25 protein-coding genes are annotated in these 24,864 nt (G+C 42.8%); 4 read left to right on the forward strand and 21 right to left on the reverse strand.

Features of this window, described 5'->3' with window-relative positions; genetic code table 11:
• Nucleotides 1–53 precede the first annotated feature (53 nt).
• Together NFR43_RS05240 and NFR43_RS05245 are read right to left on the reverse strand one after the other, a co-directional pair.
• On the reverse strand, nucleotides 54–425 hold the full coding sequence (locus NFR43_RS05240) for a hypothetical protein (protein WP_251547165.1): 372 nt from the start codon (nucleotides 423–425) through the stop codon (nucleotides 54–56).
• Between the two features lie 18 nt (nucleotides 426–443).
• Nucleotides 444–851, reverse strand: coding sequence for a DUF948 domain-containing protein (locus NFR43_RS05245; RefSeq protein WP_251547166.1), 408 nt, complete (start codon nucleotides 849–851; stop codon nucleotides 444–446).
• A 168-nt stretch (nucleotides 852–1,019) separates the two neighbouring features.
• On the opposite strand from NFR43_RS05245, the gene NFR43_RS05250 reads away from it, so the two are divergent.
• Nucleotides 1,020–1,850 carry a mechanosensitive ion channel family protein gene (locus NFR43_RS05250; RefSeq protein ID WP_251547167.1) on the forward strand — a complete coding sequence of 277 codons (831 nt, stop codon included), beginning with the start codon at nucleotides 1,020–1,022 and terminating at the stop codon, nucleotides 1,848–1,850.
• A gap of 12 nt (nucleotides 1,851–1,862) precedes the next feature.
• The gene (locus NFR43_RS05255) at nucleotides 1,863–2,720 is read left to right on the forward strand and encodes an HAD-IIB family hydrolase (RefSeq protein WP_251547168.1); all 858 of its coding nucleotides are present in this window, start codon (nucleotides 1,863–1,865) and stop codon (nucleotides 2,718–2,720) included.
• Between the two features lie 216 nt (nucleotides 2,721–2,936).
• On the opposite strand, the gene NFR43_RS05260 is transcribed toward NFR43_RS05255, so the two are convergent.
• The 5 genes from NFR43_RS05260 to murI all read right to left on the reverse strand — a co-directional run bounded on the left by NFR43_RS05260 (nucleotide 2,937) and on the right by murI (nucleotide 8,125).
• Nucleotides 2,937–4,310 carry an SLC45 family MFS transporter gene (locus NFR43_RS05260; RefSeq protein ID WP_251547169.1) on the reverse strand — a complete coding sequence of 458 codons (1,374 nt, stop codon included), beginning with the start codon at nucleotides 4,308–4,310 and terminating at the stop codon, nucleotides 2,937–2,939.
• Nucleotides 4,311–4,324: 14 nt separating this feature from the next.
• A complete protein-coding gene (locus tag NFR43_RS05265; protein ID WP_251547170.1) occupies nucleotides 4,325–6,007 on the reverse strand; it encodes a glycoside hydrolase family 13 protein in 1,683 nt (560 codons plus the stop codon).
• Between the two features lie 199 nt (nucleotides 6,008–6,206).
• Nucleotides 6,207–6,725, reverse strand: coding sequence for a YfcE family phosphodiesterase (locus NFR43_RS05270; RefSeq protein ID WP_251547171.1), 519 nt, complete (start codon nucleotides 6,723–6,725; stop codon nucleotides 6,207–6,209).
• Nucleotides 6,725–7,318, reverse strand: a complete 594-nt coding sequence (locus NFR43_RS05275) for an XTP/dITP diphosphatase (protein WP_251547173.1) — start codon at nucleotides 7,316–7,318, stop codon at nucleotides 6,725–6,727. The genes NFR43_RS05270 and NFR43_RS05275 overlap by 1 nt, the downstream gene beginning before the upstream one ends.
• A 3-nt stretch (nucleotides 7,319–7,321) precedes the next feature.
• Nucleotides 7,322–8,125, reverse strand: a complete 804-nt coding sequence (murI, locus tag NFR43_RS05280) for a glutamate racemase (RefSeq protein WP_251547175.1) — start codon at nucleotides 8,123–8,125, stop codon at nucleotides 7,322–7,324.
• Nucleotides 8,126–8,267: 142 nt separating this feature from the next.
• On the opposite strand from murI, the gene NFR43_RS05285 reads away from it, so the two are divergent.
• The gene (locus tag NFR43_RS05285; RefSeq protein WP_251547176.1) at nucleotides 8,268–8,792 is read left to right on the forward strand and encodes a YslB family protein; all 525 of its coding nucleotides are present in this window, start codon (nucleotides 8,268–8,270) and stop codon (nucleotides 8,790–8,792) included.
• Between the two features lie 38 nt (nucleotides 8,793–8,830).
• Here NFR43_RS05285 and trxA read toward each other — a convergent pair whose 3' ends face one another.
• From trxA to NFR43_RS05300, 3 genes are all read right to left on the reverse strand, one after another.
• Complete coding sequence (gene trxA, locus NFR43_RS05290) at nucleotides 8,831–9,145, reverse strand: thioredoxin (protein WP_251547178.1); 315 nt, start codon at nucleotides 9,143–9,145, stop codon at nucleotides 8,831–8,833.
• A gap of 78 nt (nucleotides 9,146–9,223) precedes the next feature.
• Nucleotides 9,224–11,599: an endonuclease MutS2 gene (locus tag NFR43_RS05295; RefSeq protein WP_251547180.1), complete on the reverse strand. Its 2,376-nt coding sequence runs from the start codon at nucleotides 11,597–11,599 to the stop codon at nucleotides 9,224–9,226.
• 11 nt (nucleotides 11,600–11,610) lie between these two features.
• Nucleotides 11,611–12,150 (reverse strand): CvpA family protein, encoded by a 540-nt coding sequence (locus NFR43_RS05300; RefSeq protein WP_251547182.1) that lies wholly within the window; start codon nucleotides 12,148–12,150, stop codon nucleotides 11,611–11,613.
• Between the two features lie 40 nt (nucleotides 12,151–12,190).
• On the opposite strand from NFR43_RS05300, the gene rnhC reads away from it, so the two are divergent.
• Nucleotides 12,191–13,120, forward strand: coding sequence for a ribonuclease HIII (gene rnhC / locus NFR43_RS05305; protein ID WP_251547184.1), 930 nt, complete (start codon nucleotides 12,191–12,193; stop codon nucleotides 13,118–13,120).
• A gap of 57 nt (nucleotides 13,121–13,177) precedes the next feature.
• Here rnhC and NFR43_RS05310 read toward each other — a convergent pair whose 3' ends face one another.
• From NFR43_RS05310 to mutL, 11 genes are all read right to left on the reverse strand, one after another.
• The gene (locus NFR43_RS05310) at nucleotides 13,178–13,483 is read right to left on the reverse strand and encodes a DUF1292 domain-containing protein (RefSeq protein WP_251547186.1); all 306 of its coding nucleotides are present in this window, start codon (nucleotides 13,481–13,483) and stop codon (nucleotides 13,178–13,180) included.
• Nucleotides 13,484–13,493: 10 nt separating this feature from the next.
• Nucleotides 13,494–13,934, reverse strand: a complete 441-nt coding sequence (gene ruvX / locus NFR43_RS05315) for a Holliday junction resolvase RuvX (protein WP_251547188.1) — start codon at nucleotides 13,932–13,934, stop codon at nucleotides 13,494–13,496.
• Nucleotides 13,934–14,197, reverse strand: a complete 264-nt coding sequence (locus NFR43_RS05320; protein WP_251547190.1) for an IreB family regulatory phosphoprotein — start codon at nucleotides 14,195–14,197, stop codon at nucleotides 13,934–13,936. Before NFR43_RS05320 ends, ruvX begins: the two co-directional genes overlap by 1 nt.
• A gap of 99 nt (nucleotides 14,198–14,296) precedes the next feature.
• Nucleotides 14,297–16,948 (reverse strand): alanine--tRNA ligase, encoded by a 2,652-nt coding sequence (gene alaS / locus NFR43_RS05325; protein ID WP_251547192.1) that lies wholly within the window; start codon nucleotides 16,946–16,948, stop codon nucleotides 14,297–14,299.
• Nucleotides 16,949–17,193: 245 nt separating this feature from the next.
• Entirely contained in the window at nucleotides 17,194–18,576 is a 1,383-nt protein-coding gene (locus NFR43_RS05330; RefSeq protein WP_251547194.1) for a DEAD/DEAH box helicase, read from the reverse strand.
• A 17-nt stretch (nucleotides 18,577–18,593) separates the two neighbouring features.
• A complete protein-coding gene (locus NFR43_RS05335; RefSeq protein WP_251547196.1) occupies nucleotides 18,594–19,538 on the reverse strand; it encodes a DHH family phosphoesterase in 945 nt (314 codons plus the stop codon).
• A gap of 105 nt (nucleotides 19,539–19,643) precedes the next feature.
• Entirely contained in the window at nucleotides 19,644–20,042 is a 399-nt protein-coding gene (yajC, locus tag NFR43_RS05340) for a preprotein translocase subunit YajC (RefSeq protein WP_251547590.1), read from the reverse strand.
• Nucleotides 20,043–20,121: 79 nt separating this feature from the next.
• Nucleotides 20,122–21,189 (reverse strand): tRNA-guanine transglycosylase, encoded by a 1,068-nt coding sequence (locus NFR43_RS05345; RefSeq protein ID WP_251547198.1) that lies wholly within the window; start codon nucleotides 21,187–21,189, stop codon nucleotides 20,122–20,124.
• A gap of 6 nt (nucleotides 21,190–21,195) precedes the next feature.
• The gene (ruvB, locus tag NFR43_RS05350; protein WP_251547592.1) at nucleotides 21,196–22,191 is read right to left on the reverse strand and encodes a Holliday junction branch migration DNA helicase RuvB; all 996 of its coding nucleotides are present in this window, start codon (nucleotides 22,189–22,191) and stop codon (nucleotides 21,196–21,198) included.
• Between the two features lie 41 nt (nucleotides 22,192–22,232).
• The gene (ruvA, locus tag NFR43_RS05355; RefSeq protein WP_251547200.1) at nucleotides 22,233–22,835 is read right to left on the reverse strand and encodes a Holliday junction branch migration protein RuvA; all 603 of its coding nucleotides are present in this window, start codon (nucleotides 22,833–22,835) and stop codon (nucleotides 22,233–22,235) included.
• A gap of 10 nt (nucleotides 22,836–22,845) precedes the next feature.
• Complete coding sequence (gene mutL, locus NFR43_RS05360) at nucleotides 22,846–24,858, reverse strand: DNA mismatch repair endonuclease MutL (protein WP_251547202.1); 2,013 nt, start codon at nucleotides 24,856–24,858, stop codon at nucleotides 22,846–22,848.
• Nucleotides 24,859–24,864: the final 6 nt, after the last annotated feature.

Below are 24,864 nucleotides of genomic sequence, written 5' to 3' on the forward strand. Positions count from 1 at the left end.
TTCTCATCACTAAAAAAGAGGCTGATGTTTTATCAACCTCTTCTAAAATAATTTTATTCTGCAGTTGTTTGATCAATGATGATATCATCATTTTCGTCATCTTTAGCCTTTTTTAACGCTGCCCGTAAGTTAGCGGTTTGTTCATCAAAATCATCGCTAACAAAGTGGTCCGTCAATTGAGTTTTCTTTTCGTGAGCCTTTTCCTTTAAATTAGCAACTTTTTCCGAAACCCCATAATCATGAATCATCGCATCGGCAATATCTAATGCGTTCAGCGAATAATCAGTAATAAAATCGAGGGCTTCGTACGCAGTTGCAGAGACTTTTTCTTTTAATTCCCTTTGTTGTTGCGGTTTTAAAGATGTCCAGGCTGCCAATCCTGCTAAACTCCCTAACGTCACACCAGCTAAAAACTTCTTACCCATGACATTGTTCCTCCTTGATTAATTTTGACGATCATTTTGTTTTCGGGTCTTAAAACGATGAAACAGCCCTAATGCTGCCGCTTGTCCAAAGCTCGTTACCACTTTGGAAACTGCGCTACGATTTTGACGCCGCTGATTGATTCTATCCACAAAATTACGTGAGGCATCATTAATATCAGAAACACTTTGTCCAACGTCGGCGATTGCTTGCACAGCCGGCGTAATCATTTCTGCCTTATCATTAACGTCCTCCAATAATTCATTAGTATTAGTAAGAACATTATCTAATTCATTCGTTAAATCATTAATATTGTGAGATAAATCAGCTAAATTTTTAACCAATTTAGTCAAGAACCAACCGATCCACAGCACTAAAACCACGAAAGCAATGGCTGCGATCAAACCAGCAATTTGTCCAATAGTCATATTCTTTCCTCCTTGAAGCCTTTGAAAACAGAATATCACGAATATAAAAATCGGGCAAACCATTGGCATTTCCCGGAAATTTTGCTATTATACTATCAAATACAAACACTTTTCCAAAAGTGACAAAATTAATTTGATAAGGATCCGTTATTTGCAATGAACTCTCAGTTGAGCACATATTCGAAGCATTTTCAAAAAACAATTACTGACATTAACTGGTTTAAAGTTGGTGACAACTTTATCCATAAGTCAGGAACCTTAATTTTCACCACGATTGTCTTCGCCATAATTTTATGGGTCGGCAAGTGGATCATCAATTCCATTTTCAAACAAACCCGACGAATTGAAATTCTTGGTGGCTTCAAACGGGCGGAAACCTTTCGGACAATTACTTTAAATCTCTTTCGCTATATCACCTATTTTTGCTATTTATATGCCATCCTTTCCATTGTTGGCGTTCCAGTTGGCACCTTAATTGCTGGAGCAGGAATCTTCAGTATTGCGTTAGGCCTTGGTGCTCAAGGATTCGTTAGTGACGTCGTCAATGGATTCTTTATCCTCTTAGAGGAACAACTTGATGTTGGTGACTTAGTTGAAATCAACAATATTAAAGGAACTGTCACTGCGTTGGGATTACGGACCACGAGATTATTGAGCCCTGATGGCACAGTTAATTTTATCCCGAACCGCTCCATCAGCATCATTAAAAATTTTTCGCGCCATTCTCATTTAGTCAACATTGACCTTAATATTCCAACGAATGCTAATTTTGAAAAAGTGAAAGTAATCATTACAAAGGAGAATCAACAGATCATGCAGACCGAGCAAGCCGAGCTGGTGGCAACGCCAGAAATTATTGGACCAGTAGATGTCAATGGTAAATTAGTTTTTCGCGTTGCCGTAAACATGCCAACCAACCAACAAGCAAAATTAACATCACAACTACTGAGTGTCTACCTGAAAGCACTTGCCCGGGGAGGCATTCATCTAACTGAATAGGAGATGAACCTCATGACTGTCAAAATGATTGTAACGGACATGGATGGGACCTTTTTAAATGATCACCATACCTTTAACCGGAATTTGTTTTCTTACGCCTTCGCTTTAATGCGCGCTCGGGGGATTAAGTTTGTCCTAGCGAGTGGATCCAGCTACCCACGTTTAAAGCGAGATTTTTATGAATTCAAAGATCACTTAGGATTTATTTCGCAAAACGGTTCCGTTACCCACATTGGCAATCGCCTGATCGACTATATTCCACTTACTCCTCATGACCTGAATAGCCTCTTATTTGTTCTCCATCGGACATCACTAACTGATTACATTGATCAATTAGTGGTGTCTGGAGTTCACGGATCATATGTCGATGCTTCGATGAGCAATGACGATTATGACCGAATGAAAATTTACTATGAAAAAATTACCAGAGTTCCTTCGTTACTCAACGTTTTCAAAACTTTTCCAGACGAAATTTTTACTAAAATTACCATTTGCTTTTCTCATTCATTAACTTTGAACGACATCCATAACAAGCTTGACCAACACCTACCAGCCAACTTGCTAATGGAAAATTCTGGGTATAATTGTGAATTAATCGGGAATGCCCTGGCTACTAAACGGAATGCCATTCAAACTTTGCAAACAATTTATGGGATTGACGATCCCAACGAGATCGTGACTTTCGGTGACAACGAAAATGACCTTGGCATGCTTGCGATGACAAAAAATAGCTTCGCAATGAGCAACGCGGCCGACGATATTAAGTTGCCAGCCCACCATACCACTGCGTTATCAAATAATGATGATGGCGTGCTGGCCACGATCATGGATATTCTTGATATGAAATTACCATTGCAAATCGCTCAATAACCCAAAAGAGGGGGCGTGACAGAAGTCGTTTACGACTTCGTAGTCACGCCCCCGTCGACGCGTAGCTAGTCCCCTTGCGGGAAAGCAACAATAGGGCTCCAGCATTCGGTTTTACCGGATGTTGGAGCCCATTATTGTACTGCGCCGTTCGTGTTACAGCTATCTTCCAGGGATTATGTCACAGACTCTTTCCTACGATTAGTCAAGAACGGTCACTTAGCCTTCCTTGACAGTTACCCCTTCGTGGATTGCTTGAACCGCAAAGGCACCAAGCAGAAGTGAAATTCCACCAATTAATAACATCATTGGTTGATTATGCCCAACCATTGGGAAAAGGAAGAAACTACACAACGAAGCAACAATTTGTGGTACACAAATTCCAACATTGAAGAGGCCTAAGTATGCCCCTTCATTTTTACCGTTCAAAGAAGATGTCAGTAAAGTAAACGGAATGGTGTTGATACTAAAGTTGCCGATTCCAAACATAATCATTGCAATAATTGAAGTTGTCTTGGTAGTAACAAAAGTCATCCAAATCAGACCAATGCCTCCAATAATCATCCCAAAAGTATACCACTTTTTACGTGAGCCAGCTTTCGCATGGGCATAAATCAATCCCCAAACAATTCCGGCAATACTGTAAACAGCAGTTAAAATTCCGTACCAGTTACCCGCAGCTTGGTACCCTGCTGATGAAACATCTGAGGTATGCCAAATGTTCCGGGCACAGGTTCCCGTAGTGTAGGTCCAAACATACATGATTGCAAACCAACTAAAGAGCTGAACCAGGTTAATTTCCCAGAATGCCCGGGGAGCTTTTTTTACTAATTCCCAGAGACTGACTGACTTATCCTTCTCCTGGGGGTCAATGTGGTGGTATTTAGCATAAGTTTGTGGATCATATTCTTTCACATTAAAGACTGTCCAGAGACCAGTGATCAGTAAAACCGCCGCTGCACATAGGTAAGACCAAATAACTGTATTCGGAACCACTCCACGCTTAGCAGTATTAGACATACCAAACATTGTAAAGATGAATGGTAGAATCGTTGCCAAAATGCCCCCACCATTGGAGAAAACTTGTTGCCACGACCAAGCAAAGTTCTTCTGCTTGTTGTTGACCATATCACCAACAACCATTCGTGATGGCTGCATACAAATATTACTAAATAAGTCCATTAAGCAAACTGCCGTGGCGGCGTAAATCATTGCTGCTAGCGAACCATAGCCAAAGCCCATCGAACCAGAAAATGGCAACATAATTAACACCAGGGCAGCAATCGGTGTCCCAAATAAAAGGTATGGCATCCGCCGGCCAAAACGATTCCACGTCCGGTCTGACATCTTACCTAATAGTGGTTGAACAATCATCCCCATCAATGGTGGGAAGATGAAGAAGAAGCCTAAATTATTTGGGTTGGCACCAATTGTTTGACAAATTCTGCTCATTTGCGAACTCTGTAAAGAGAACGCCATGTTAATCCCCAAAAATGCGAATGTGATCGCAAATAATTCCTTCTTAGGTAGGTCTGGCATCCCCGTATCAAGATCAACCTGCTTGGTTGCCGTGTGTTTAGCTGCTTTATCCATAAAAATTCACCCCTCTAAAATTGGTAAACTTTGGCTTCATATGGTCGGATGGTATTTCCTTGGTCATCCGCATAGTTACTAATTAGTAATTTAGCCTTTGTCGGAACATCATAATGGCGTTCCACAACTTGGTCGGTATAGTTCAGGATGACAAGCAAGGTTGTCTCGTCACTTTGCCGCGTGTAGGCAAAAATTGCATCATCGTCTTCATTACCAGGAACTAGGGCATATTTTCCATTCGTAATCACTGGTAAGGTATGGCGCAACTCAATCAACTTTTGATAGTAATAAAAGACTGAATTTTGATCTGCTAATGCTTTCTTAACGTTAATTTGCTTATAATTAGGATTTACTTTTTCCCATGGCAGATGATCAGAAAAGCCAGCATATTCACTGTCATCCCATTGCATTGGTGTCCGTGCATTATCACGTGAATGAAGGGCGATATATTTCATCATCGTCTTACCATCAAGCAAATGCTGGTCATCCACTAATTGGTGATAAGCATTGATGGATTCGAGGTCAACGTAATCTTCCAGCTTTGGGAAGTATGCGTTCGTCATTCCAATTTCTTCTCCCTCGTAAATATATGGGGTCCCTTGCATCATATGCATCATCGTTGCCAACATCTTGGCTGATTTAACCCGGTAATCCTCGGTTTGATCATTACCAAACCGTGATACAACCCGTGGTTGATCATGATTATTCCAATACAGCGAATTCCAAGCAATCCCGTATAATTTTTCTTGCCACTTGGTGAGGTTAGCCCGTAAGTCTTTCAAGCTTGCCTTTTGATCAAACCACTTTCCCAATGCCGGATTAGGATTGCTATCTAGTCCCATGTGTTCAAACTGGAAAACCATATTCAACTCCGAGTTATCCAGGTTAGCATATTTTTTTGCGTCATCAGGCGTCGCTCCCGGAGTTTCACCGACCGTCACCATCTTGTGCTTGCTCATCACATTCTTGTTCATTTCTTGCAGAAATTCGTGAATCCGTGGACCATTGGAGACTAATGGTTCAACATTACCGTATTTTTCATCACCACTCTGGGGAGCGTCTGGAAGCCCCGCCGGTTTGGAGATGAGATTAATCACATCCATCCGGAAGCCATCAACCCCCTTAGCAGCCCACCAATTCATCATGTCATAAACCGTGTGCCGAACTTTCGGGTTTTCCCAATTCAAGTCTGGTTGTTGAGGAGCAAAGAGGTGCAGGTAGTACTGTCCTGATTGTTGATCGTACTTCCAAGCCGCCCCAGAGAAATAAGAACCCCAGTTATTCGGCTCCTGACCATCTTTTCCGTCACGCCAAATGTAGTAATCACGGTAAGGATTATCCTTTCCCTTCCGCGATTCTTGGAACCAGTGATGTTGATCAGAGGTATGGTTGACAACCAGGTCCATTACTAATTTCATTCCGCGTTCATGAATACCATCAATCAGTTCTTGAAAGTCGTCCATATTCCCTAATGTCGGGTTAATAGCCTTGTAATTGCTAATATCATATCCATTATCAACCTGTGGTGATTCATAAATGGGATTGAGCCAAATAATATCGACCCCTAACTTTTTAAGGTAGTCCAGGTGTTCAATAATCCCTCGTAAGTCACCGACACCATCATGATTGGTGTCCTGAAAACTCTTCGGATAAATTTGATAAACTACTGAATTATTCCACCAATGATTGTTCTCCATAAGTCAAAACCTCTCTCTAAAGTAGAAACACGGCGGTAACAATTAATTTCATGTAAGCGTTTACTTAAATGATAATTCTATCCTATCACCGATTGATAAATATGCAAGGCCTTTCATGCGAGCGATTACATTATTAACAAAAATTAAAAAAGAGCCTCACAATCGTTAGTATCTTGACTAACAATTGGAAGGCTCTTCACTACCGTTCAAATTTAAAATGTAAATCAGGCACTGCATGCATTTGGCGGTCATAATACTGCACAATGAAGCGTTGGGAATTGGCATCAACGATTGCAAAGGTTCCGCCAATCCCAGTATATGTTCCCCGCGGAAAACTAATACTGCCAGGATTAATAAACAATCGTTGCTCTTCCATCGTTACCGCTAACTGATGGGTGTGCCCATAAGCGATAATATCCGCATGGGTTTCCTGACCTAACAATAAAAGGGGAGTCAACGTCATGTTTACTTGATACAAATGGCCATGAGTAACGGTAACGACCTGGTCATCGACTTGTTCAGTAACGACCTGTGGATAATCTAATCCCCAATCAGTATTACCAATCACTGTCTGGTAACCCTGAATCCCTGGTTGGTGGGAAGCCAAATTTGAATCACCGCAATGAAATAGCGCAGAAACTTGATTACCAAAAGTCTGCCGAATTTGCTCTAAAATTGCCTCATCACCATGATTATCACTAACAAATAGCACTTTCATTAGCCTAACCACCAATTATTAAATTGATCCATGAACTTGGCCAAGGCGCGTCCTCGATGACTAACGGCATTTTTTTGCCGATCAGTCAAGGTTGCCATTGCACACCCAAGTTCATCAACATAAAACAGTGGATCATAGCCGAAGCCGTTTTCGCCTTGAGGATTCCGTAGAATATGGCCATCCACCTGGCCTTCTGTGATTAATTGCCGACCATTTGGTTTCAAGCCAACAATCGTCGTGTGGAAATGAGCAGTCCGATAATAATCATCAACCCCCGCTAATTCACGCAATAATTTGCGATTATTTGCCTGGTCATCATGGTCCCCAGCATAACGTGCCGAATGCACCCCCGGTGCACCATCTAATGCATCCACCATCAGACCAGAATCGTCCGCCAGGACCGGTAACCGAAGACGTTGGACAGCGGTTCGTGCTTTGATCAGTGCATTTTCTTCGAAAGTTTGGCCACTTTCATCAATGGAAAATGGCGGGAAATCACGCAGCGTTTTGACTGCAATACCAAGGGGCGCAAACATCTCACCATACTCACGCGCTTTTCCTAAATTATTTGTCGCAATCACGATAGTTTTCATAAATTAATCTCCTGGAATATTAACATGTTCGCAGGTGAAGCGATCTCCTGGTAACCACTTTTCTGCGCCAACTTGTAATTCTTTAAAATCACCAGTACTGTAAAGCTTCATCGTGTGGGTGGTTTCATGATCATGAAGTTGATCGGTATCCGTCAACATCTGCCGAGCCGTCTTAACAGTTTCCAGTGCCGGATCAACTAGCGTTACATCTGGCAGTAAATTACTAATTTCCTTGGACAAAAATGGAAAGTGTGTACATCCTAAGATGAGGACATCAACATGCTTATCCTTAAAAATGCCTAATTGTTCATTAACCACCTGTTGGGCCTTTGGCGTGCCAACCTCATTATGTTCAACGATGCTGACCATCGGTTGAGCAGCCTTGGCAATCACCGTCACATCCGGATTTAATTCGTGAATTGTCTTGGGATAAGCACCAGCTTTGATCGTCCCTTCAGTCGCCGTTACCCCAATGCGATCATGCTTGGGTTGCTCTAAAGCTGCAGTCGCTCCCGGCTTAATTACCCCAATGACAGGAATCGGCAGTTCTTTTTGCAAAGTTGGTAATGATGCTGCAGTTGCCGTATTGCAAGCAATTACCATCATTTTAATGTCATGCGTTAACAAATACTTACCAATGTTCAAGGCTAAATGACAAACATCTTCTTGGGTCCGTACTCCATAAGGAAAATGTCCTTGATCACCTACAAACACAATGGACTCATGTGGTAATTGCTCCCGCATAATTCTGATCACAGAAAGACCACCTAATCCAGAATCCATTACACCAATTGGTCGATTATCCATCGTAATTACCTCCTTTAAAGGGATCAACTTAATTTTTGATTTAATTATATCGTTTCTAGAAAAGAATTACTAATTAGTCGCACTTTTCTTGGTTTTTTCGTTATAATGTTAATTGATTTGAAATGGAAGGATTACATTTAGGATGACTCAAAAGCGGTATGATCAATTAATTAACAGTAAACGCGGGTTTATTGGGGCCACAATCAGGGATGTGTTATTACCCGCAATTTTAGGCAAAGAAACTGATGGTATTTTGTACTGGATCGGTAAGGACCTGGCCCGCGAATACCCGGTTCAATCTATTGATGACCTGGTACTATTAACTAAGCAACTGGGTTTTGGTAAGCTTGAATTGATCAAGAATTCTCCACTTCAGCATACCTTTAAACTCAGTGGTCCCGTTGTTGAAGAACGCCTCGCAATCGACAAGGAGCACACCTCATTCACTCTCGAAGCAGGTTTCATTGCTCAAGAACTAGAGTTTCAATTAGGCACGGTCACTGAAGCGGAAATTGACGGCATCAAACATAAAGAAGTACGCATCTTTGCTCAAAACGATCCACAAAAAAACGTTAATCAACAGGAAACGGAGATCGTTGAATTCATTAAACTTCACCGTGATGCTGATTCAAAACCAGATTCGCAAGCAAAACCAGCAACAAATTAAAAGGCTGAGCACTTCACAATGCTCAGCCTTTTCTGAACTTACAGGTATTGCTGTAAGACTTGTTGTAATTGTTCCTTAGAGTGGTAACCGATGACCTTATCGACTACTTCACCATCTTTCTTTATTAACAACGTTGGGATACTCATAATTTGAAACTTTTTCGCAGTATCAGGATTTTGGTCCACATCTAATTTGTAAAAACCAACTTGGTCACCCATTGTTTCAGATAAGTTTTCAACCACTGGCGATTGCATCCGACATGGGCCACACCAGGTTGCCCAAAAGTCAACCAAGTTAACACCAGACGCCGTATCCTGCTCAAAAGTCTTGTCAGTTGTAACTGCTACAGCCATGATCCTTACCTCCTGTAAATAATTGATTATGATCTATTTTACCGAAAAGTACCCGGAAAAACAATCAAAAATGCTTACTTATTCAAAGTAAACTATTGTGGCACCATCGCCACCGTTTGAAGGCGACGCATATTCAAACAACTTAACCCGCGTGTTGCTACGTAGATATTCCTGGGTTCCTTTGCGAATGGCGCCAGTCCCTTTACCATGAATAATTGTGACACTTGGTAGATTATTTAGTAAAGCATGGTCAATAAAATTAGATAAATTGGCCATTGCTGGTTCATACCGTTGCCCACGCAAATCTAAGCGAGCAGACGTGTGGCGAGTTTGCACCGTCCGAACCCGCCGGGGTTTAGCAACCCGTTCTTGATCGCTCTTGGCCAGCTCCTTTTTGGAAACTTTTTCGAGGTCCTGATCATCAATTTCCATCTTCAAAATTCCCAACTGGACTTCCCACTTATGCTTACCACGTTGGCCAACCAAGGTCCCGACTTGCCCGTAAGATTTCACTTTCACTGCATCACCAACTTTCAGTTGGTGTTTTTGTTTGGCCCGCTTAAGGACTTTATTGTTACTCAGCCGCGGATCCCGGTGCAGCGCATTCAAGGCTCCTTGGGCATCAATCAACTCGTTTTCCTTAACCTGACGTCCGCCTTGAACCTCTAATTGACGTAAATGATGAATAATCTTATTCGCCTTGCGTTTGGCATCTGCCACCTCATGATTGGCCTGGACGCGAGCTTTCTCCAAGAGGTCATCGCGACGTTCATTAAAACGTTCCAACTTTTGGTTCAATTCAGTCTGCTTTTGCTGATTATCAGCCACCAGGGCTTCCAATTTTTCACGATTCAGTCGCGCCTGCTTGCTTTGTTCGACTAACTCACCAATCATGGCATTTAATTCCTGGCTATCGTCCTCAACCAACGAACTAGCGTCCTTGATTACTGCTGGCGCTAATCCCAATCGCTGCGCAATTGCGATCCCATTTGATTGCCCTGGAATGCCAAGCATCAAACGGTAGGTTGGTTGGAGTGTTTGTTGATCAAATTCCATGCTGGCATTAATGGTATTGTCATGTTCAAACCCATAGACCTTCAATTCTGGATAGTGAGTCGTAATCACAACCTCGCAACCGACCCGTTGAAGTTGCTCCAAGATTGCCATGGCCAGTGCGGCCCCCTCTTTTGGATCAGTTCCGGCCCCTAATTCATCAAGTAGAACCAGAGAACGTTCGGTAATTTGTTCCAAAATGTGCTTAACATTTTCCATGTGGCCAGAGAATGTCGATAGATTTTGTTCCAAGGATTGTTCATCACCAATATCGGCAAAAACATTATCGAAAATCGTAATCTGACTACCATCTGTCGCTGGGATAAAGAAACCTGATTGCCCCATTAGTTGGATTAACCCCAGTGTTTTCAGGGTAATGGTTTTACCACCAGTGTTAGGCCCGGTAATGACTATCGTCCGGTAATCTTTTCCCAACTGAATATCATTAGCTACCACTTTTTGGGGATCGATTAACGGGTGGCGCGCCTTTTTCAAGTTGATGATCCCAGTATCATTAATGATCGGTAACGTCGCCGCCATTTCATTGGCCAATTGGGCCTTGGCATTGACAAAATCAAGGTGACCTAATAAACGTTCGTTATTAGCGATTTCCTCGCGGTGAGGGGCAATCAATCCCGATAACTCCGCTAACACCCGCCGGACCTCTTGACGTTCTTCGATTTGAGCTTGACGTAAGCGATTGTTAATCTCCACCACGTTTTGTGGTTCAATATACAGCGTCTGCCCACTCGCACTTTGGTCATGAACAACACCACCAAAGCGACTCCGATAATGTGCTTCAACTGGAATGACGTAGCGGTCATTACGCATTGTAATGATTGTGTCACTCAAATACTTTGCTTCTCGCCCGCGAGTATACTTTTCCAGCGCACGCCGGACCTCATTTTCTGTCTGCGTAATCAGTTGGCGAAGACCATGTAGTTTGCTGGAAGCTTCATCTTTAATGCGGCCGTCCTCATCAACAGACTTTAAAAGACGTTGCGTGACATCCGGAATCGTTACCAATTGCTCCACCACACCATACAGTTGTTTTAACTCTACTTCATCATCACGGAGACGATCAAAGAAATTATTCATGGCCATCGTTGCCTGTAATACTTTAGCAATCTGCGCCAATTCCGTCCCATTTAAACTGGCCTGAATCCTTAATCGTTTCAATTGCGGTTGAATATTTGCCAAAGTTGGTACTGGCAGTGGGCTTACCAACCGAATAATGTCCATTGCATCCGTAGTTTCCTCAATCATCTTTTGAACAGTTGTCAATTCGGTTTGTGGTTCTAAAGCTGCCAACTCTTCTTTACCGGCCGCAGTTGCTAAATACTTATCAGCCCGGTGTTTTAATTTATCATATTCTAAGATTTCAAAAATTTTTTTATTCATGACTTATCTCCCTACATAAACCAATGAATTGCACTTTCAGCTAATCCAGGAGTTTTTAAAATAATCCATTGTGCTAAGCCTGAATTAGCAAGTTGTTCTTGCCACCAACTCCCTGGCCAGAGTTGAAAAACCATTAATACCATAAAAATAATCAGGTAACCAACCACGACATCTAGGATGCCGCCGGCCCAACCATTCACGGTACCAAGAACTGGAACCCGTTTTAAAAAACTCACGCGCTTTAATAACCAGCGGCTAAAAAAGGTAATCCCATAAAAAATGATAAAAAAGGCAATCCCATTATAAAAAAACTGGTTACTACTGATCGAAAGCATACTTGAAAAAGTACTCCCCGTCGCGGAAGCCTCATGTTCACCGATTGATGGTAAGATATTACTAAGTACTAATCCTAACGATTTAGCGCCGAGACGAGCAACTACCCAACCAAGTAAATAAGTTGCGGAAGAAATCATAATGGCAATTAAGCCTTTTTTACGACCATTCAGCCAACATCCAAGGAGGATTAGCAGGATTGCCATACTAATAATCACAGTTTCACATCCATTCTAAATAATTTAAAGGAGCCACATTATGACAGTTGTATTAAAAGTCACACCACAGGAGCTCAAGAAACTTGCTCAGCATTACACCACCATTCCTCAAACCGACTTACCAAAGGGAACTTATTTTCAGGCCAAAATCCCCGGCGTCTCCATTACCGGATATAATTCTGGCAAGGTGATGTTTCAAGGAAAATTGGCCCAACAAGAAGCGGAACGTTGGCAAACACTGGATTCAGTTAAAACCCAACAAACTAATAATGTTCGTCAATTACAGAAAGCATCCAATTTACCGACCAATTTCGCCAGTCTCGCAGTAATTGGTTCTGATGAAGTGGGGACAGGAAGCTACTTTGGCCCCCTCACGACTGCAGCGGTGTTTGTCGATGCTGAGCGTCAACCAACGTTACAAAAACTAGGAGTGGAGGACTCCAAAAAATTAACCGACCCGACAATCATCAAAATTGCTAAACAAGTAATGGCAACTTGTCCATACCATGTAGTGAACATCAAGCCCCTTGATTATAACCGGTTGATTAAACAATACAACCAAGCACAACTGAAAGCAATTTGTCACAATTATGTCCTGGGCAAGGTGATTCAAAAAATTGCGCCACAAACGCCAGACGCTCTCTTGGTTGATCAATTTGTCAAGCCCCAAACTTACTTTAACTATCTGAAAGACCAGTCACCCATTATCAGTCACAATGTCTACTTTAAAGAAAAGGGTGAATCATACCACCTGGCAGTCGCTGCTGCTTCAATCGTTGCTCGTTACGTGTCACTACAAACGATGGATGAGCTTTCGGCAACTGCCGGCATGACCTTACCCATTGGAGCAGGTAGTAAGGTCGACCAAATTGCCGCCAAGTTACTCCATGACGGTAAAAACCTTGGTCAGTTTGCTAAATTACACTTTGCCAATACCAGGAAAGCAATTCAGCTTGCAAAACAACTTTAAAAACAGAAAGACTGGGACCTTCCCCAGCCTTTTCTATTTGCAAATTATCAATCGTAATTAAAAATTAAAATTACCATCATCATCAATGAAAGTATTAATGACCTGTTGGACCATGTCCCACTCATCATCACTTTCGATTGGCATTAATTGGATATCCTCATCCTCATCTGCACCAGGAACCATTTCAAATGCTTGAACATTAACCTCTTCAGCATTTTCTTGATCAACCGGGTACAAACAAATATACCATTTATCAGAATTATCGGCTTGAAAGCGGAGCGCTTCCTTGTATAACTCCTCATTACCCTTTTCATCAATCAGGGTAAAAACTTCACCCTTATCTTCGGGTTGAATTTTTGCCATCTTTAGCACCTCACAACTTTTGTACTAATTTACCATGCCGGTCCAAATAGTTTTGCAAGATTAAACTAGCCGCCAACTCATCAATGACCTTTTTTTGCTTCCGACGTGAAACATCGGCTTCTTCTACCAACATTCGGTGTGCCTGCACTGTCGTGAGCCGTTCATCTTGAAAGTCAATTGGTAAATTTGGAAATCGCTGTTGAAGTAATTCACCATAATGTCGTGAAGCCTCAACCCGTGGTCCCTCCGTGTTATTCATGTTTTTCGGCAATCCCAACACGAAGCCCGCAACTTGACGATCTTTGACGAGTTCAGCAATCCGGTCAATTCCAAAAATCTCATTATCTTCGTCAATTGGAATAATTTCAACAGCCTGCGCTGTCCAACCTAGCGGATCACTTTCCGCAACACCAACCGTTTTTGAACCAACATCCAATCCCAATAACCGCATTACTTATCTCCGTTATTAGCAAGATACGAACGAACTAGTTCTTCGATAATTTCGTCACGTTCGTGTTCGCGAATTAAGTTCCGTGCATTGTTTAACCGTGGAATATAGGCAGGATCACCAGACAACAGGTATCCAACAATTTGGTTAATCGGGTTGTATCCCTTTTCTTCAAGGGCATTATATACAGTTTTTAAGGTCTCTTTGACGTTTTTTTCGTGTTGTTCATCAAAATTGAAGAACATTGTTTCATCATTTGCCATCAAGTTAACCTCCTTTTGAATTACTAATAGTAAAAGTATAACATATTTGGCTATTAAAGAAGGGATGAGATCATAATTTCTTCATCTCACCCCTCTAAATTATTAATTATTTAAATATTCAACGGCTTGGCTTAACGCATCTTGAATTCCAGCTGGTTTCTTACCACCCGCTTGGGCCAACGTTGGGCGACCACCGCCGCCACCATTAATTGCTGGAGCAATTGCCTTGATCAAATCTCCTGCCTTGATCGTCTGCGATTTTTCATCGCTCACGGCAACTAACAAATTGGCCTTTTCGCCATTAGCAGTCCCGAGAACCAGGATATCTGAAAGGTTCTTTTGCCGCCATTGGTCAGCAAGTTGACGTAATTGTCCCATTCCAGCCACGTTAATTTCAGCAGCAATCAAGGTTCCCTGCTTAGTATCTTGGACATTGTCAAAGACTTGTCCAGCTTGTTGTGCAGCGATTTTGGCTTGTAAATCTTCATTCGCCTTTTGCAGGTCCTTCAATTGTGTCTGTAATTCTTGAACCCGATGTGGAACCTCTTGTTCTTGGCTGATCTTGAGATCACCAGAAACTTGGTTCAAAAGATCAACGCGATCTTGTAAGAATTTGAAAGCATCACTACTGGTGACCGCTTCAATTCGCCGAACGCCAGCACCCACACCAGCTTCAGAGACAATCTTAAAGAGACCAAGTTCATTGGTATTTTTAACGTGGTCACCACCACAAAATTCGGTATTAAAATCACCGATTTTAACAACCCGCACTTTATCACCATATTTGTCGGAGAATAACGCAATTGCACCCATTTCCTTAGCCGAATCAATGTCAGTTTCAACGGTTGTTACAGGGATCTCCCGCCAAATTTGTTCGTTAACCATCTTTTCCACGGCTTTCAGGTCTTTAGCTGTCACTTGGCCAAAGTGGTTAAAGTCAAAGCGTAAGTAGTGTTCTTCGACTAGTGAACCTGCTTGTTGTGTATGACCACCTAAGACATTCCGCAAAGCTTGGTCAAGCAAGTGGGTGGCCGTGTGGTTTTTCTCGATCTTTAAGTGACGAGCACGATCGACGACTAAACGGTATTTAGCCCCCTTCTTCAACGGTGAGGTTAATTTTACCCGGTGGAGGTTTTGTTGGTTTGGTGCGTGTTGGACATCAACAACGCGGCCAACCTTTTTGCCATAGTTATCAATGATGTCACCAGTATCAGCAACTTGGCCACCCATTTCAGCATAGAATGGCGTCACATCAAAAATCACTTCAATATCATCTGCACTAGGATCCGCTTCGTCAACATGTTGACCATCTTGAACGAGGCCAATTACCTTCGCAGCATCTACGGTCAATTGATCATAACCAACATACTTACTTGGTTCTTTAAATTCAGTCCAGACATCAGTTTGAACCCCCATCCCATTATCAATATCGCGGGCGTTCCGGGCACGATTCTGTTGTTCGGTCATTGCTGCCTCAAAACCAGCTTGGTCGACATTCAGGCCCTCATCGGCTGCATATTCTTTGGTCAATTCGATTGGGAACCCATAAGTGTCATATAACTTAAATGCGGTGCGCCCATCAATTTCGTTAGTACCATTTTCCTTGGCTTCCGCAATCACGTTATTTAACAGATTTAATCCACCATTCAACGTTGCGCTGAACCGGTCTTCTTCAGACTTAATAACCGAAGCAATATAGTCGGCATTATCTAAGACATCAGGATAGTAATCCTTCATAATCTCACCAACTGTTGGCACCATTTTCGCGAGGAATGGTTCGTCAATTCCCAGTTTCTTACCAGCGACAACCGCACGCCGTAATAGTCGCCGAATGACGTAGCCACGGCCCATATTGGAAGGTAATGCACCATCCCCGATTGCAAAAGTAATCGTCCGAATATGATCGGCAATGATCTTGAATTGAATATCATCAGCCGCATTTTCGCCATACTTTTTACCATCACTAAACGATTCGGTTTGCTTGATTAGTGGCAAAAAGAGGTCAGTTTCAAAGTTGGTTGGGGCATTTTCAAAAATGGAAACCACCCGTTCCAAACCCATCCCCGTATCAATGTTCTTATGGGGTAATGGTTCATAGGTGTCTTCTGGGGTGTGGTTGAACTGACTAAAGACGATGTTCCAAATTTCCAGGTAACGTTCATTTTCTCCACCAGGGTAATTTTCTGGATCATCTTCGGGAACATTATTCATTTCCTGACCACGATCATAGAAAATTTCTGTATCTGGACCTGATGGACCTTGACCAATATCCCAGAAGTTATCCTGATTTTGAATTAGGTGGTCTTCCGCAACGCCGGCTTCACGCCAATAATTGTATGCTTCATGATCCTTTGGATAGTAAGTAATGTATAATTTCTCGGGATCAAAGCCGAACCATTCATCACTGGTTAGCAGTTCCCAAGCCCAAGGAATGACTTCCTTTTTAAAGTAATCACCAACCGAAAAATTACCCAACATTTCAAACATCGTATGGTGGCGAGCGGTTTTACCAACGTTTTCAATATCATTCGTCCGAATACTCTTTTGCGAACTTGTCATCCGCGGGTTATCTGGAACCACTTTGCCATCAAAGTACTTCTTCATCGTTGCCACACCAGAATTAATCCATAACAATGTCGGATCATTCACTGGTACTAACGAACGACTAGGCATTTCTTGATGGCCATGCTGAATAAAGAAGTCCAAATACATCCGCCGGACTTGAGCACTATTCAGCTTTTTGAGTTTTTTCATAGCTACTTTCCCTCCAAAAGAAAATCCACCCCTGCACACAGAGACGCAACAAGCGCGGTACCACTCTGTTTGCAACGATGGATCGTTAACCTCTTTATTCCCATTTGGGAGTTATTATTCTGTTTAACCTGGGGAGCAACCTCTCCTAGCACCGAACCCCTTGCACCAACCAGGGTCTCTCTGAACATTGCACTAGTGCGGTCATGTCCCAGACGGCATAATTATAACCTTCCAACACCACAAAATCAACGACCAAATTGTTGCTTTTGCCGTTCAGCGCGGTGCTGTCGTTGGCGCGCCCGCTTGGCTTTCCGCATTTTGTGACGTTGCTCTTGTTTAGCTTGTTGACGAGCCTCTTCTTTAATCTTATTTTTAATCCGTTTCTTGTATCCCGGCTTAACCTTCTTTTTAGTCTTCTTGACAAAGCCCTTCATCACCGGATCCAGCGCTTGCTTACGGCGCTTGTACGATTGCCGACGATTTCGATCATACGTAGTCTTAATCCGACCATTAGTTAAAACTTTCGGGATAAATTTAATGCCCCGATCTTCGAGCTTTTCAATGAGGTCATCTTCGGCTGGCGCATACAGTGTGATGGCCGTCCCCTTTAAATTGCCACGACCAGTTCTGCCCACACGGTGAATGAAATACTCAAGATCAGTTGGGATATCATCATTTATTACTAAGGAAACCCCATTAATGTCAATTCCACGCGCCGCTAAATCTGTTGCCACAACGTATTGGAAATCCATGTTGCGGATCTGCCGCATCATCTTTTTCCGTTCGCGTGGTTCTAATCCACCATGGACTAAGGCAACTTTTAAGCCTTGCTCTGTCAAATAATCATAAATTTCCGTCGCCCGTTCACGGGTATTCGCAAAGACCAACGCCAAAAACGGTTCGCCAAGCGTCAATAATTGGTAAATTAATTGATTTTTGTCTCGTCCCTTGGTCGACATCAACCAATTTTCCACATTGGGGTTAATCACCGTTTCAGTTGGGATTTCTTCAACGACTGGATTTTCAAGATACTTTTTCAGGAATGGTCGCAAGCCGACGGGGATCGTTGCTGAAAAGACCATCATCTGAAGCTTCTCTGGAAAGTGACTAGCAATCTGGTCAACTTGTTCCAAGAATCCCATATCTAGTGTCATGTCCGCTTCATCGATTACAAATTGATTGGCCTTATGGATATCTAAAGCATTGGAATTAATCAAATCTAGAATTCTTCCCGGGGTTCCAATGACCAACTGGGGCTGTTTCCGACTTAATTGTTCAATTTGATGCTCCTTATCCGTACCACCAACGTAATTGTGAATCGTAAATGGTTGCGGAGCATATTTATTTAATTGCTTAGCCGCCTGATAGGTTTGGTATGCCAACTCACGACTGGGGGCAGTGATCACTGCCTGTACTTCCTGGAGCGTTGGATCCATCATCGAAAAGATGGGGAGGAGAAATGCATGGGTTTTCCCCGAACCGGTTTGTGATTGGCCCACCACATTTTTCCCTTGTAAAATTTCGGGAATGACTTTCTCTTGGACCGGAGTTGGCTGTACAAAATGAATATCCTTTAAGGCTGGAGCTAACCATGGCTTTAAATTAAAATCTGCAAACGTTGCACTCATGTTAACTTCCTCTCAATCTATTTTTGACTTGTTAATGCCTCAAGCTCTTCAACGATTTGATTAATTTCAGAAAGATCCTTTGCTTTAGCACCACTGGCAAGTGCATGCCCACCACCATCGTGATTTTTAGCAAGTTCATTAATTGCCGGGCCTTTGGAACGAAGCCGTACCCTGTAATGACCGTCTTCTTGTTCGACAAAAATTGCCCAAGCCTTTACTTCCTCCAGACGCCCTGGCAACGAAACCACCGCTGAAGTTCCAGCTTCCGTCAAGCCAAACCGCTTGAGAACTTCTGTGCTCAGCACCACGTAACCGGCTCCGCTAGATGAAATCGTTAAATTGTCATAAACATACGCAGATAGATGAGCTACTGACATTGAAATTTGATTCTCGCGTTGACTGATTGCGGCAGCATCCGCACCATGGGCAATTAACGCTCCGGCAACTAACATTGTGCGGGCAGTCGTTGCTGGATATAAAAACCGTCCAGTATCACCAATAATGCCCGCATAAAGGGCATTAGCTGCCTTCTTTGGTAATTTTAATTCTTCTGCAAAGCGTTGGTAGAAATCGTAAATCATTTCTGAACAACTCGAAGCCTCTGGTTGAACCCACATTAAATCGCCAAATGGCTCATCATTAGGGTGGTGATCAATCTTAATTAATTGATCACCATTATCAAAACGCCGGTCGTCAATGCGTGGAGCATTAGCTGTATCAACCACAATTACTAAAGCATCCTGAAATTCTGCTGAATTTAAATCGTCCATTTTACCGATCCAATTCAGACTAGGAAAGTCTTTTCCAACCACATACACTTCTTTGTACGGAAAAGAAGCCTTAATAATCTCCGCCAGACCAACTTGGGAGCCAAAGGCATCCGGATCAGGACGTTGATGACGGTGAATAATAATTTTCGGATATTTTTTGATTTCTTGATAAATTTGGTCTAAAATGTCCATTTTTTCTCCTCTTTAATTTGTAGGATGAATTTGAAATAAAAGAGAGCCTGAGTTAACCCCAGCCTCTCTTTGCGATTATTTGATAACCTAATTGCACAGCAACCGTTAGTGGGCTGAATCTGTATCGTTATCATCTGTAGCTGTATCATCTGCGGCTGCTTCTTTTTCAGGAGTAGCTTGGGAAGCTTGATCTTCCTTGCTTGCTTCTGGTTGATCATTAGTCGTTTTAGTAGCAGTTTGTGAAGCAGACTTAGCAGAAACCACCCGTTGGATGGCAACCAAATCGAACGTGAGGTAAATACCTTCACAGTCGAGAGTGACTGTCTTCTCTTCTTCGTTAACTTCGCTAACCACACCATGGAGGCGGCCAATTGTAACCACTTCGTCACCAGGACGCAACTTGCTCATCATTGCTTGGTGTTCTTTCCGTTGCTTTTGTTGCGGACGGATCATAAAGAAATACATAAACACCAACAATAATAAAATCAAGATGATACTTGACATACTTTGGCTATTCAAAACACTTCATCCCTTCTAAAATTAATACACTCTTAAGAATAACAAAAAAGCTATCAAATTGCTACTAATTATCTGCGGCAACCTTTGCAGCAAGTTGAAAAATTCGGGCAACAGCGTCCCCTTGGGCACTTTCAATTTGCTGACGGAAACGACCAACCAGTTGATTGGTTGATTGCCAATTATAAAGTCCTAACAAATGATCACCCAACGAATCCTGCTGATGATGTAAATAATGGAGCAGTGCGTAACTGACGCTCCCCTCTCCATGAATAGGTAAATTCTCCATACTAGTGGCAAATTTTTCATAACCAAGTTTAAAAATGCCTCGCTTGGTAAATGCTTCACCACGATGCGCACCCTGAATCTCCGCCACGGAAATCACCACATCAATTCCTAATGCTAATGCCAATAATTCTTTCGACCAGCTATCAACGACCACCATTCGCAAACAATCAGCTGGTAAGAGGTCACAAACGACCGTCACAATTCGTTGCCATTCATCAAGTTCAGTTGGTAAACCGGCAATCAGGTACCCTGTGCATTGGTCAAGATCATGAATGCTTTCTTCACGTAACGTTTTGAGGCCCGCACCAGTCACCACACCCCATTCACCACCAAACTGTTTTTGCCAAGTTTGATTTAACTGAACAGCCAATTGAAGATCATCCACGGGTGCATAATAATCTGGCGTTTGAAAGAGTGGCATTTGAACGTCGGCTCGACCAAGCTTTTGAATCATTTGCGCCTGGGTCCCGTTCATTCGCCGGTTAGCTTTCGTAAATGGTTCTTGATAACGAATGCCTAATTCAGCAGCATTCTTTTTAACCTTTTGCATCACAGGGAACTCATCAACAAACGAAATTAATGGTCCCGGCCAATTAATAAAATTAGCAAGCGAGCCGCTCGCCTTTAGCACTTCAACCCCCGGTTGAATCGTCAGTGGCAGAATGTCAGTGGCCAAACCTTGGCAACCAATCTCTTTTAACTCAGCATTGGTTAATGGACTCACCGTCCCCAATTTGGCATATGGTATGACGGTTGGCGTCTGAATGACACCATGGTCAGTTGTCAAAACACCTGAACGAATGCGTTGATTTTCAAAACCTTTTTGAATTTGAAAGATTGTTTGCATATTCCTTTACCTTTGATCATGCGGGTATTCGATTCCTAAATGTTGATAAGCTGCGGGAGTTACCACCCGGCCCCGTGGCGTTCGCGAAAGATAGCCAATTTGCAATAAATAAGGTTCATACATGGATTCGATGGTGTCCACCTCTTCACCAATATTAGCGGCAATCGTTTTTACCCCAACCGGACCACCATGATAAAAGTTAATCATAGTCATCAACATTTTGCGATCCACTTCGTCCAGTCCCTGATCGTCAACCTGTAACAAATTCAAGGCCTTAGTAACGATATCGGAATCAATCGCTGGTTTTTGAGCGACCTGTGCAAAATCGCGGACCCGTTTTAATAGGCGGTTCGCAATTCGCGGTGTTCCACGGGATCTAAGGGCCAGTTCATGGGCCCCGGAGTCATCAATTTTAGTTTGGAAAATTCCCGCACTTCTGATAATAATTTGATTTAATTCATCCGCGTTGTAGTATGCCATGTGTTCAACAATCCCAAACCGATCACGTAATGGTGCTGATAGAATTCCAGCTCTCGTGGTCGCTCCAATCAACGTAAATGGCGGCAACGGAAAGTGAACCGGATGGGCGGTTGGACCTTCCCCAACCACGATATCGATATAAAAATCTTCCATGGCTGAGTACAACATTTCTTCGACAACCTTAGGAAGTCGGTGAATTTCATCAATAAATAACACATCGCCGGGTTGCAACTCATTCAGTAAAGCAACCAAGTCACCAGGTTTTTCAATTGCTGGACCACTCGTTGTTTTGATATGCACACCCATTTCATGAGCAATTACCATTGCTAAAGTCGTCTTCCCCAGGCCAGGCGGACCATACAATAAAACATGATCTAAGGCTTCTTCCCGTGATTTAGCAGCTTTGATATAGACCTGAAGCTCTCTTTTGATTTTGGTTTGGCCAATATAATCAGTTAATGTCTGGGGCCGCAAGCTTTTTTCCACCAGGTTCTCATCATCACCAGCTGATTGACCAGACATGATATTTGGTTCTTCACTCACGCGTTTTCAACTCCTTTCGATTAACTTAGGAGACTGAGCCCCCTACGCAGGTATTGGTCCGTGGACAACGAATTTTCTTTCAGAAGGGCCCTTTTGACTTTTTTAACGTCTTTTTCAGGATAACCCAGAGCCTTTAAAGCGGCCAATGCATCCGCCAATTCAGTATTCACCTGATCCGCTTGTGGAACATTCATCGTTTCTTGCTGCAGGTCAAAGGTCGGCAATAGCGAATCAACCTTATCTTGCAGCTCAATGATAATCCGTGAGGCAGTTTTCTTGCCAATTCCGGGGAACTTAGTAATATAGCCAACGTTATTGTTGGCAATTGCTTCCACCAAGCCAGCATGATCCGGATTGGCCAAAATTGCTAAGGCACTTTTGGGACCAATTCCAGAAACATTTAATAATTTTTGAAATAATCGTTTCTCATCACTACTGTGAAAGCCAAACAAACTAATGTCATCATCGCGAACCGCTTGGTAGATAAATACTTTCACATTCGGGTGATTCATTTCAAAACTGTACGGGTTAGCAACCTGAACTCGATATCCAACCCCACCCACTTCGATGATAATTGCATCTGGTTGTGCAGTGGTAATTGTACCAATTAAATACTCATACATCTTTGTACCTCTAATACTCATGGTCATCAAAGTCATTGGCAAACGGTTGATGACTTTCTTGAATTCGTTTAAACAATTTTTCTAAATCAGTGTCCGTAAAATGGATCAGGACCGGTCGACCATGTGGGCAATTAAAAGGATTCTCACAAGCAGGCAGCTTCTTTAAAAGCGCCTTGGCTTGCAAATCATCAAGGTGGTGATTGGCCTTGATTGCCCGCTTACAACTCATCATAATGGCCGTTTTCGCACGAAATTCAGTAACCGTTAATTCACCATTGGCAATGACCCAATCGATCATTTCACGTGCGGTCGCCTCTTCTTGGCCATCAATAAACCAGACCGGGTGGCTTGATAGGAGAAAGCTATTTTGCCCAAATGGTTGGAGCTTGATTCCAACCTGGGACAAAACATCAAGGTGATCGTTAATCTTTAAAGCATCCGGAACCGAATAATTCAGCACTAGCGGTTGCAGAAAATTTTGTTGATCCGCGGAGACTTCACCAATTTCCCGTCGAAACCGTTCATAGTTAACCCGCTCCTGAGCCGCATGTTGATCAACAATATACAAGCCATCAGAAGCCTGGGCTAACAAGAAGGTGCCCTGCAGTTGGCCAATATATTGCAAGTCCGGAAAACGTTCTTCAGCCTCATTAGATTGATCATCAATCGCCAAACTGACTTCTTCTGAATGGAATTCTGCTGTTGACTCTTCCAAAGTCGGATTGCCAGTCTCAAAGGTCGGGATACTTTCATTTTGGTAACGCTCATCGAATTTTTGCAGTGCTGGCTGGTGTAATTCAGCCCGGTTATGGATAATGATTGGGTCAGTAACATTACTATCTGCTCCATCTGCCGCAACGGGGTTATTTGATACTGTTTCAGCAGGCTGGAGCGCCGCTTGCACGGCAGATCCCGGTTTTGGTGAGTCGCCGAATTTTCCATGATAATGGCCTGTCATCTCCTGAACCGAATCAGTTGCAGGTAGCCGTTTTTCTAATAAATCGCCAGCACGTGTTCCCACATCAGGAATTAAATTCTGCCGGCCAATTGCTTGACGGATGGTCTCACTAATCAGCGTTGATAACTGTGGTTCCTTGCTTAACCGTACTTCACGTTTGGCAGGATGAACGTTCACATCCACTAATAAAGGATCTAAATCAATATTGATTGCCACTACTGGGTACCGCCCAACCATTAACTTAGAACCATAACCAGCAATCACTGCTTTTGCTAACTGAAAATTACGAATGTAACGATGATTAATTGTGATGGTCAGATATTGGCGACTGGCCCTGGTTAATTCTGGTAACGAAATGTAGCCACTAACTTCAAAATCATTATCTTTTCCATGAATTGGCAACATTTTTCGCCCAACCTTCACTCCATAAATGGCCGCAATCACCTGCTGAAGGTTACCATTACCTGCGGAACGAAACAATTCTTTTCCATCATGAGTAAACGTAATTGCCACGTCCGGATGCGACAAAGCCAAACGGTCAATAATATCCACCATGCGACTAAGTTCGGTATGTGGTGATTTCAAATATTTCAACCGGGCGGGAGTATTGAAGAAGAGTTCTTTGACGGTGACATCGGTCCCCCGACGTGCTGCAGCCGCAGTACATTCGGCAACCTGACCACCATGAAGGTGAATCATTGTCCCCGACTGCTCATTACCGGTCGCGGTTTTCATAACTACATCTGCAACAGAAGCAATACTAGGCAGGGCTTCGCCACGGAATCCCATCGTCTGGACCCGAAAGAGGTCTTGACGGGAGGTGATTTTGCTAGTTGCATGACGTTTAAAGGCTTCTTTGACGTCATCATTAGCAATCCCACTACCATCATCAATGACCCGAATTTCGCCAAGGCCCGCTTTAGTCACGAGGACGTCAATTCGCTGGCTACCCGCATCTAACGAATTTTCGACCAATTCTTTAACAATTGATGCCGGGCGTTCAATGACTTCACCAGCAGCAATTTGATCCGCTAAAACTGTATTTAAGACATGTATTTTCCCCAAATCTAA

The organism is Limosilactobacillus caecicola (assembly GCF_943192935.1).
Classification (GTDB): Bacteria; Bacillota; Bacilli; order Lactobacillales; family Lactobacillaceae; genus Limosilactobacillus; species Limosilactobacillus caecicola.

Coding starts and splice junctions, on each gene's coding strand:
- NFR43_RS05240 (WP_251547165.1), bottom strand. CDS start 425: ATGGGTAAGAAGTTTTTAGCTGGTGTGACGTTAGGGAGTTTAGCAGGA.
- NFR43_RS05245 (WP_251547166.1), bottom strand. CDS start 851: ATGACTATTGGACAAATTGCTGGTTTGATCGCAGCCATTGCTTTCGTG.
- NFR43_RS05255 (WP_251547168.1), top strand. CDS start 1,863: ATGACTGTCAAAATGATTGTAACGGACATGGATGGGACCTTTTTAAAT.
- NFR43_RS05260 (WP_251547169.1), bottom strand. CDS start 4,310: ATGGATAAAGCAGCTAAACACACGGCAACCAAGCAGGTTGATCTTGAT.
- NFR43_RS05265 (WP_251547170.1), bottom strand. CDS start 6,007: ATGGAGAACAATCATTGGTGGAATAATTCAGTAGTTTATCAAATTTAT.
- NFR43_RS05270 (WP_251547171.1), bottom strand. CDS start 6,725: ATGAAAGTGCTATTTGTTAGTGATAATCATGGTGATGAGGCAATTTTA.
- NFR43_RS05275 (WP_251547173.1), bottom strand. CDS start 7,318: ATGAAAACTATCGTGATTGCGACAAATAATTTAGGAAAAGCGCGTGAG.
- murI (WP_251547175.1), bottom strand. CDS start 8,125: ATGGATAATCGACCAATTGGTGTAATGGATTCTGGATTAGGTGGTCTT.
- NFR43_RS05285 (WP_251547176.1), top strand. CDS start 8,268: ATGACTCAAAAGCGGTATGATCAATTAATTAACAGTAAACGCGGGTTT.
- trxA (WP_251547178.1), bottom strand. CDS start 9,145: ATGGCTGTAGCAGTTACAACTGACAAGACTTTTGAGCAGGATACGGCG.
- NFR43_RS05295 (WP_251547180.1), bottom strand. CDS start 11,599: ATGAATAAAAAAATTTTTGAAATCTTAGAATATGATAAATTAAAACAC.
- rnhC (WP_251547184.1), top strand. CDS start 12,191: ATGACAGTTGTATTAAAAGTCACACCACAGGAGCTCAAGAAACTTGCT.
- NFR43_RS05310 (WP_251547186.1), bottom strand. CDS start 13,483: ATGGCAAAAATTCAACCCGAAGATAAGGGTGAAGTTTTTACCCTGATT.
- ruvX (WP_251547188.1), bottom strand. CDS start 13,934: ATGCGGTTATTGGGATTGGATGTTGGTTCAAAAACGGTTGGTGTTGCG.
- alaS (WP_251547192.1), bottom strand. CDS start 16,948: ATGAAAAAACTCAAAAAGCTGAATAGTGCTCAAGTCCGGCGGATGTAT.
- NFR43_RS05330 (WP_251547194.1), bottom strand. CDS start 18,576: ATGAGTGCAACGTTTGCAGATTTTAATTTAAAGCCATGGTTAGCTCCA.
- NFR43_RS05335 (WP_251547196.1), bottom strand. CDS start 19,538: ATGGACATTTTAGACCAAATTTATCAAGAAATCAAAAAATATCCGAAA.
- yajC (WP_251547590.1), bottom strand. CDS start 20,042: ATGTCAAGTATCATCTTGATTTTATTATTGTTGGTGTTTATGTATTTC.
- NFR43_RS05345 (WP_251547198.1), bottom strand. CDS start 21,189: ATGCAAACAATCTTTCAAATTCAAAAAGGTTTTGAAAATCAACGCATT.
- ruvB (WP_251547592.1), bottom strand. CDS start 22,191: ATGTCTGGTCAATCAGCTGGTGATGATGAGAACCTGGTGGAAAAAAGC.
- ruvA (WP_251547200.1), bottom strand. CDS start 22,835: ATGTATGAGTATTTAATTGGTACAATTACCACTGCACAACCAGATGCA.